Below are 1,627 nucleotides of genomic sequence, written 5' to 3'. Positions count from 1 at the left end.
CCCTCCTGGAAGGAGCCGAACCGCCAGCCCTCGTACACCCGGGTCTCGGGCAGCGGGCGGATCCGTACGGTGACGGAGGTGATGACGCCGAAGGCGCCTTCCGAGCCGAGGATCAGCTGGCGCAGGTCGGGCCCGGCGGCGGAGCGCGGGGCGCGGCCGGTGTCGAGGGTCCCCTCGGGAGTGGCGAGGGTGAGGGCGAGCACCATCTCGTCGAAGCGGCCGTATCCGGCGGACGCCTGTCCGCTGGAGCGGGCGGCGGCGAAGCCGCCGATGGTGGCCCACTCGAAGGACTGCGGGAAGTGGCCGAGGGTGTAGCCGTGTTCGTTGAGCAGCCGTTCGGCCTCGGGGGCGCGCAGGCCGGGCTGGAGGACGGCGGTGCGCGAGACGGGGTCCAGGTCGAGCAGGCCGTTCATGCGGCGCAGGTCCAGGGCGACGAACTCGCGGCGGCGCGGGGCGAGTCCGCCCACCACGGAGGTGCCGCCGCCGAAGGGGACGACGGCCAGGCCGTGTGCGGCGCAGGCGCGCAGCACGGCGAGGACCTCGTCGTGACCGGCGGGCAGGGCGACGGCCTGGGGGATGTCGGCGATGTCCCCGGCGCGGATGCGCAGCAGGTCGGGGGTGGACTTGCCGCGGGTGTGCCGGATGCGGCTCTCGGCGTCCGTGCGGACGTTCTCCTCGCCGCCGACGGCCTCGGCGAGGGCCTTCAGGGCGGCGGGCCGGGCCGTGACGGCGGGCGGGCAGAGGTCCGCCAGGGCCGTGGCGGGTGTGCTGCGCGGCTTGACACCGAGCAGGTCGCGCAGCAGCCCGGTCACCGTGTCGGGCAGCGGTGCCGCCTTGGCCGGGTCGCCCCAGCCGTTCCACAGCATGTCCATTGAACGGTCGTCCTCACAGGGTTGGCGGGCTGGGCGGTGGCAGTGATCGGTGAGCGGTACGCGAGCGGTGCCGCTTCCGTCCCGCTCCCGAGGCGTTACACTGTGACACATGACGCCTATTCGTCACAACGGTTCGGACGGCGATCCCGTGCTCGACGCGGTACGCGACTGCGTACTGGCCGTCGGCGTGCGGCGCACCACGCTCGCCGACGTCGCCCGCCGCGCCGGGGTCTCCCGGATGACGCTCTACCGGCGCTGGCCGGACCTGCGGACGCTGGTGGGCGATCTGATGACCCGGGAGTGGATCGACGTGGCCACCCGGGCGATCCCGCAGCCCGCGCCCGGCGTCGCCACGCGCACCCGGATCGTGGACGGGCTGGTGGCCGGCGTCGAGGCGTTCCGGGCGCATCCCCTCTTCCGCAAGATCGTCGACGTCGATCCGGAACTGCTGCTGCCGTACGTCCTCGACCGGCGCGGCGCGAGCCAGGAGGCGCTGCTGGCGCTGCTGGGCGACGCGCTGCGCGAGGGTCACGCGGACGGCTCCGTACGGCCCGCCCACACCGAACGGCAGGCCCGCGCCCTGCTGCTGACCGTGCAGTCCTTCACCCTGTCCCTGCGCACGATGACCGACGAGGACGATCCGGAGCTGGACTCCGCCGCGTTCCTCGGGGAGCTGCGCACCCTTCTGGAGAGGACCCTGACGCCATGAGCCACACCGAGGCCGCGCCCGGCTCGTCCCTGAGCGCACACCGGCG

The 1,627-nt window shown here is 74.1% G+C and carries 2 protein-coding genes; one reads left to right on the top strand and one right to left on the bottom strand.

Annotated elements, in window-relative coordinates; translation table 11 throughout:
• A partial coding sequence (locus tag H5J33_RS34490) for an FAD-binding oxidoreductase (RefSeq protein WP_181798599.1) occupies positions 1-872 on the bottom strand: 872 nt, incomplete at its 3' end.
• Positions 873-981: 109 nt separating this feature from the next.
• Here H5J33_RS34490 and H5J33_RS34485 point away from each other — a divergent pair.
• A complete protein-coding gene (locus H5J33_RS34485; RefSeq protein ID WP_181798598.1) occupies positions 982-1,581 on the top strand; it encodes a TetR/AcrR family transcriptional regulator in 600 nt (199 codons plus the stop codon).
• Positions 1,582-1,627: the final 46 nt, after the last annotated feature.

Source organism: Streptomyces sp. WELS2, assembly GCF_013870595.1.
Lineage (GTDB): Bacteria > Actinomycetota > Actinomycetes > Streptomycetales > Streptomycetaceae > Streptomyces.
Note: the sequence above shows the minus strand (reverse complement) of the source record. Positions and strands in the feature narration are given on the sequence as shown.